The sequence below is a fragment of the Kocuria sp. CPCC 205263 genome (genome assembly GCF_040981075.1).
Lineage (GTDB): Bacteria > Actinomycetota > Actinomycetes > Actinomycetales > Micrococcaceae > Kocuria > Kocuria rosea.
Genome location: NZ_JAVKPV010000004.1, coordinates 390,230 through 396,682 on the forward strand (window position 1 = coordinate 390,230; position 6,453 = coordinate 396,682).

Below are 6,453 nucleotides of genomic sequence, written 5' to 3' on the forward strand. Positions count from 1 at the left end.
TGCCCTCTGCCCTCTGCCCGGTGCCCACCCGTGGGTGACTCAGGGGCGGGCGGATGGGCCGGTCGGGGTCGACTGGGCCAGGGCCGGCTCCGGAGAGTCCCGGACGTGAGCGGTGCTCTCCAGTCAGCCCTCGGAGGGACTCAGGCGGCCGATGGCGTCCTCCATGTGGTCCAGGAGCAGCCGATCGGCGCGCTCCACATCGGATCGCCCGATCGCCTCGGCAATGTCCCGGTGCTCGTCCAGCCGGAAAATGTGGGAGTTGTATCGGCTCTCCAGCGCGGTGATGCACATACGGGTCTCCACCATGAGCGTGGTGTGCATCCGGGAAAGCCGGGCACTGCCGGCGAGGGCCACGAGTAGCGCGTGGAACTCCACGTCCGCCTCGGTGAGCGCGTCCGTGTCATTCTGCGCGACCGCAGCCGTCATCGTCCGCACCACCTCGAGGAGTCGTTCACCCGCGTGCTCAGCGTCGACCTGGATGGCTCGCGTCGCGGCCGCCCGCTCCACCGCGGTGCGCGCCAGGTACATATCCCGCACATCGTCGTCCGTCACCTCGATGACGAACACGCCCCGGTTCCTGATGCTGACCAGCAGGCCCTCCTGGGTGAGTCGCTGCATGGCCTCCCGCAGGGGCCCGCGGCTCACACCCAGGCGGCGGCTGAGCTCGGCCTCGTTCAACTGCTGACCAGGCACCAGGTCGCCCTCGCCGATGGCCCGGCGCAGTTGCCGTGCGATGAGGGCAGGCGTCGTCTCCTGGACCACCGGTTGAAGTATGGGGCTGGTCATGGTGCCTCCGACCATGGGTAACCGTGCTGGACAAGGATATTGTTCACAATCATATCCCGAAGCGGACTAGAGCGAGGGCTACACAGTGTCCCGATTTCGCTTCCCCTGTGGTGCTCCGCGCCTTCTGATGACTCGCTGGGCACCTTGACATTCCCCGTGCCCACCGCCTGTGACCTGCTCCGACACGCACGTCCGGGTGCCGGTTGTGGGCGACCCTGCGGAGGAAGGGTATCGAGACTGCGGTAGGCGGTCTCCAGGCTTATCCTCAGCGGTTCCGGAGCCGTACCGACACCCCGCGGCGCGCCTCATGCCTTCCCCTTGTTGCCTAGCTCACATCGACATCATATGCTTCTTGTAGACAATCGTACGACAGGGGATGGTGATCACATGTTTTCCAGTGCGCTCCCCGATGTGCCCATCCTGGACCGCTCGTTCACTGCTGACCGTGCGGCCGGGCCCCGGGGGCAGTCAGCCGATTTCAGGACACTACCGCTGGGCTGTGGCCCATCGGCGACTGCCATGGAGGAGCATGCCCGTGCCGTGCGGGCACCCGGCCCGGCCACGGGGACCTGGCGGGCGGCGGTGATCCGGGCCGGCGTGGTCTTCCCTTTTCGCTCGTGGCCTCTCAACCTGACGTCCCCGGACCACGTCGTCTCGGATGCCTTGCTCTTCGTTCCGCAGGGCGGAAAGACTCCCGCGACCACCCGGAGTGAACCCATCGTGGTCCCCGTTCGACCGACTTCGACCTAAAAGGAAGACCATGACTGACCTGACAGAACTCACGGCGCTCGAGCTGTTGGACGGCTACCGCCGGGGCAGCTTCTCCCCGGTCGACGCCACGCGGGCCGCGCTGCGGACCATCGACGAGCTCGACGGTGCAGTGAACGCCTTCGTGTCCGTGGACCACGAGCAGGCCCTGCGGACTGCCGCCGAATCGGAGAAGCGATGGCACGTGGGGGAGCCGCTGGGCCCCGGCGATGGGGTCCCCACGTCCATCAAGGACATCTTCTACACCCGGGGCTGGCCCACGCTGCGCGGCACCCGGCTCATCGACGCGAACCGGCCGTGGGAGGAGGACGCCCCCTGTGTGGCCCGGCTGCGCGAGACCGGTGCCGTGCTCCTGGGCAAGACCACCACCCCGGAGTTCGCGTGGAAAGGGGTCACCGACTCCCTGCGCCACGGCTCGACCGGCAACCCATGGGGCCCTGACCTGACCTCAGGGGGTTCCAGCGGCGGCAGCGCCACGGCCGTGGGCATGGGCATGGGGCCCTGGTCCGTGGGAACGGACGGCGGTGGCTCTGTCCGAATCCCTGCCGCCTTCACCGGCACGGTGGCGATCAAGCCCACCTACGGCCTCATTCCGATGTTTCCGGCCAGTCCCTTCGGCACGCTCGCCCACGCCGGGCCCATGACCCGCACTGTGGCTGATGCCGCCCTGCTGCTGGACATCATCACGGGCTTCGACTCCCGTGACTGGTCCGCCCTGCCGACGCCCACCTGGTCCTTCCTGGAAGAGCTTGAGGGCGGGGTCGGCGGCCTGCGGATCGCTTTTTCGCCCACACTGGGGTTCGGGCAGAACGATCCCGAGATCGAGCGGCTCGTCCGCCGCGCCGCCGAAAGGTTTGTGGAGCTCGGTGCCGTGGTCGAGGAGGTGGACCCGGGTATCCAGGACCCGGTCGAGGCCTTTCATACCCTGTGGTTCGCCGGTGCCGCGAAGGTCCTGGAGGGCTACGGTCCCGGCGCGATGGACGAGGTGGACCCGGGGCTACGCCGCAGCATCGAGGAGCAGGGCGAGATCAGCGCCTCCGACTTCCTGGACGCCACGGCCGTGCGGATGGACCTGGGCGTGACCATGGGCCGCTTCCACGAAACCTATGACTTGTTGCTGACCCCCACCCTGCCGATCCCCGCTTTCCCCCGGGGCCAGGACGCGCCGGAGGGTTGGCACTCCCTGAACTGGACCAGCTGGACGCCGTACACCTACCCGTTCAACATGACCCAGCAACCGGCGGTGAGCGTGCCCTGCGGCCTCACCGGGGCGGGCCTGCCCGCGGGACTGCAGATCATCGGGCCCCGGCACGCGGACCGGATGGTGCTCCGCGCCGCCCAGGCATACGAGCAGGCGACCGCCTGGGGCACCCAGCCGCCCGCGCGGGCGGTGGTCAGCGGTGGCTGACGGCCGCCTCGGTCCCGGAGCACGACTGCGTCGGGTACCACGCGGCATCCGACCACGGCCGCGCACGAGGGGAGGGGGCAAGCACCCCTGACCCCGGTGCACCAAAAGCACCACGACACCTGACGAATTGTTGACCATCATTCACGCGGGCTGTTCCGGTCAAGGCAAGCCCAGCACAACCGGGGCGCCAGCCGGTGCACCATCCGCACTCTTGGAGGATTCCATGAATTCACACCACGATCCTGGCCATTCCGGCGCCCGGCAGGACGGCCTGCCCCGCAACCCGGCAACAGGACGGCCCGAACCGGACGCCAAAACGGTCAACCGCGCCGTCGCAGCCTCCGCCATCGGCAACGCCACCGAGTGGTTCGACTACGGCGTGTACGCCGTGTCGGTCGTCTACATCACCCAGAACTTCTTCCCGGGCGAGTACGGCACCATCCTGGCGCTGAGCACCTTCGCATTCTCGTTCCTGGTCCGCCCCCTGGGCGGCCTGTTCTGGGGACCGCTCGGAGACCGCCTCGGCCGCAAGCGCATCCTCGCGCTCACAATCATCCTCATGGCCGGGGCCACCTTCTGCATCGGTCTGATCCCCTCGGTCGAGACCATCGGGATCGCGGCCCCCATCCTGCTGATCCTGCTCCGCGCCGTGCAGGGCTTCTCCACTGGTGGCGAGTACGGCGGCGCCGCGACCTTCATGGCCGAATACGCCCCGGACAAGAAGCGCGGCTTCCTCGGCAGCTTCCTGGAGTTCGGCACCCTGGGCGGCTTCGCCCTCGGCTCGCTCATCGTCCTGTCGGGCGAGGTGGTCCTGGGCAACGAGGCCATGAGCGAGTGGGGCTGGCGCATCCCGTTCCTGCTCGCCGGACCCATGGGCCTGATCGGTCTCTACCTCCGGTCCCGGCTGGCGGACTCGCCCATCTTCCTGGAGCTGGAGGAGGCCGGCCACGCCGAATCCTCCGCCGGGACGGCGCTCAAGGACCTGCTCACCCAGTACTGGCGTCCCATGCTCACGATGACGGGTCTGGTGATCGCGCTCAACGTGGTGAACTACACCCTGCTCAGCTACATGCCCACCTACCTGGAGGGGCAGACCGGCATGGACTCCCGGACCGTGCTGACCATCATGTTCGTCGCACAGTTCGCGATGATGCTCGTCATCCCCTTCGCCGGGGCGCTGTCCGATCGGGTGGGGCGCAAGCCCATGTGGTACGTCTCGCTGATCGGGCTGTTCGTCCTGGCCATCCCCATGTACACGATCATGGCCAACGGGTTCTGGTGGGCCCTTCTCGGGTTCGCGGTGCTCGGCCTGCTCTACATCCCGCAGCTGGCCACCATCTCCGCGACCTTCCCGGCGATGTTCCCCACCCACGTGCGCTACGCCGGCTTCGCGATCACCTACAACCTCGCCACCGCGGTCTTCGGCGGCACCGCCCCGCTCGCCAACGAAGCGCTCATCGAGGCCACCGGCAACCCGCTGGTCCCGGCGTTCTACATGATGGCAGCATGCGTGGTCGGGCTCATCGCGGTCCGCACCATGAAGGAGACCGTCGGCGCGTCCCTGCGCGGCACCGAGATCCCGGAGACGAAGCCGCAGGACATCATTCGCGCCCGGGCCCGGGCCTGACCTTCCACCTGAAGACCCCCGCACCTCGATCCGAGGTGCGGGGGTCTCTGCCATCTCCGCCCACGGGCCGTGACTGCCACCGGCGCAGCGCAGGGCCCCAGGCGCATCATCGACACGGGATGACAGCTCCGGAGCACGGGAACGGCCTGTGCTGGACTTAGAGACGTGGTGCGGCGGGGGACGTGGGTCCCGGTGACGCCGGAAGTCCCCCGCAAGCCGGGAACTTCAGTCAGGCGCCGAGGAGCCGCAGCGCGGTGAGGGCGTAGGCACGCGCGGCGAGGACCAGTTCGTCCACGCCCACGGACTCGTCGACCTGGTGGGCCTGGTCATTGAGGCCGCCGGGGCCCATCACCACCGTGGGGACGCCGTGGTCCCGGGCGATGAAGCCGCCGTCGCAGGCTGCGGTCCACCCGCCCACCGACGCGGGGCCGCCAAGGTCGGCGACGGCACCGTGCACGGCGGTGACCAGGGGGTGGTCGAGGTCCGTGCGGAACCCCGGCATGGCCATGGTGACCTCGATGTTCACGGAAATGCCGTCCCCCGTGATGCCGGCCGCGTCCACGGCCGCCACCAGGTCCGCGGCGAGCCGGTGCGGGTCCTCGTCGGGCATCAACCGGCGGTCGAGCCACACCCGGCAGGACGGGGCGACCATCGAGGTGGTGCGCCCGCCCTCGATCCGCCCGACGTTCCAGGTGCCCGCGCCCAGCAGCGGATCGAGGTCCTGCTGCCGGCGGTCGTGGTCGGCGCGGACGAGCTCGAGCACCCGGGCCGCGGCGTCGATGGCGTTGCGTCCGTCCGCGGGCCGCCCGGAGTGCGCCGGCACCCCGGTGACCTCGAGCTCCAGGTAGGCGTCGCCCCGGCAGCCCACCACCGTCTGGAGGTCGGTGGGCTCGGCGACCACGCACCCGCGGAAGCCCCGGCCGAGTCCCCGCCGCGTCAGGTGCCGGATCCCCAGGCCTAGGTCCTCCTCATCCACGGTGCAGGCCAGCCGCACGGGCCCGCGCAGTTCCGCTCCGGAGCGGCGCAGGGCGTCCATGGCCACCAGCACGGCCGCGAGCCCACCCTTCATGTCGGTGGCCCCCCGCCCGTAGACCCGGCCGTCCGCCACGACGGAGCGAAACGGCTCCCGGGTCCAGCCGGGCCCGGCGGGCACCACATCGGAGTGCCCGAGGAAGAGCAGGCCGGGCCCGTCCCCGACGGACCCGCCGGGGGTCAGCTCGACGTCCACGTTCGGCCGGCCCGGGGCGGCCGGGTCGGTGCGGACCTCGAGCCCGCGGATCCGGCCGGCCTGTTCCAGGATCTGTACGGTGCGTTCCTCGGTGCCGCCGGGGTTCTCCCCGCCGGCGTCGACGAGGGCTCGGGTCAGTGCCACGACCTCGTCCGGGTCGATGAGGTCGAGGATGGCGTGCTCGAGCTCGTGGGCAGTCTGCATGGTTCCTTCCGGACCGGGCTGCGCCCGCGTCGTCGTTCAGCGGTCGAGCTCCGCGCGGGCGATGTCCAGGGCGCGGGCCAGGCGCTGCAGCCCGACCTCCGTGCGCTCCGGGGTGGTCGAGGCGAAGCAGAGGCGGAAGGCGTCCTCGAACCGGCCCGAGGGGGACAGCGCCGGGCCGGGGATGAAGGCGACGCCCTCGGCGAGGGCGATCTCGAACAGCCGCGAGGTGGAGACCTTGGCGTCCTCGCCCTGGAGGGTCACCCAGAGGAAGAACCCGCCCTCGGGATCCGTGGTGGTCACGCGGGGGCCCAGGTGCCGGGCGATCGAGGCGTCCATGGCCTCCTTGCGGCGGCGGTACTCGGTGCGCAGGCCGGCCAGGTGGTCGTCGTAGCCGCCCTGGCGCACGAACCGCTCCACGATGTGCTGACCGGG

5 protein-coding genes are annotated in these 6,453 nt (G+C 70.0%); 2 read left to right on the top strand and 3 right to left on the bottom strand.

All coding sequences use genetic code 11. The annotated features are described in order from the left end of the window. Positions 1-123 precede the first annotated feature (123 nt). On the bottom strand, positions 124-786 hold the full coding sequence (locus tag RF647_RS08815; protein ID WP_368811390.1) for a GntR family transcriptional regulator: 663 nt from the start codon (positions 784-786) through the stop codon (positions 124-126). Positions 787-1,546: 760 nt separating this feature from the next. Here RF647_RS08815 and RF647_RS08820 point away from each other — a divergent pair. Next, positions 1,547-2,962 (top strand): amidase, encoded by a 1,416-nt coding sequence (locus RF647_RS08820; RefSeq protein WP_368811391.1) that lies wholly within the window; start codon positions 1,547-1,549, stop codon positions 2,960-2,962. A gap of 223 nt (positions 2,963-3,185) precedes the next feature. After that, complete coding sequence (locus tag RF647_RS08825; RefSeq protein ID WP_368811392.1) at positions 3,186-4,589, top strand: MFS transporter; 1,404 nt, start codon at positions 3,186-3,188, stop codon at positions 4,587-4,589. Positions 4,590-4,818: 229 nt separating this feature from the next. Here RF647_RS08825 and RF647_RS08830 read toward each other — a convergent pair whose 3' ends face one another. Next, entirely contained in the window at positions 4,819-6,021 is a 1,203-nt protein-coding gene (locus RF647_RS08830) for a M20 family metallopeptidase (RefSeq protein ID WP_368811393.1), read from the bottom strand. Positions 6,022-6,057: 36 nt separating this feature from the next. Then, the coding region (locus RF647_RS08835) for an aminotransferase class I/II-fold pyridoxal phosphate-dependent enzyme (protein ID WP_368811394.1) at positions 6,058-6,453 on the bottom strand (396 nt) is incomplete at its 5' end.

What these genes read in the sequence shown, in the direction of transcription:
- RF647_RS08815 (WP_368811390.1), bottom strand. Translation starts at nt 786, where the DNA reads ATGACCAGCCCCATACTTCAACCGGTGGTCCAGGAGACGACGCCTGCC.
- RF647_RS08830 (WP_368811393.1), bottom strand. Translation starts at nt 6,021, where the DNA reads ATGCAGACTGCCCACGAGCTCGAGCACGCCATCCTCGACCTCATCGAC.
- RF647_RS08820 (WP_368811391.1), top strand. Translation starts at nt 1,547, where the DNA reads ATGACTGACCTGACAGAACTCACGGCGCTCGAGCTGTTGGACGGCTAC.
- RF647_RS08825 (WP_368811392.1), top strand. Translation starts at nt 3,186, where the DNA reads ATGAATTCACACCACGATCCTGGCCATTCCGGCGCCCGGCAGGACGGC.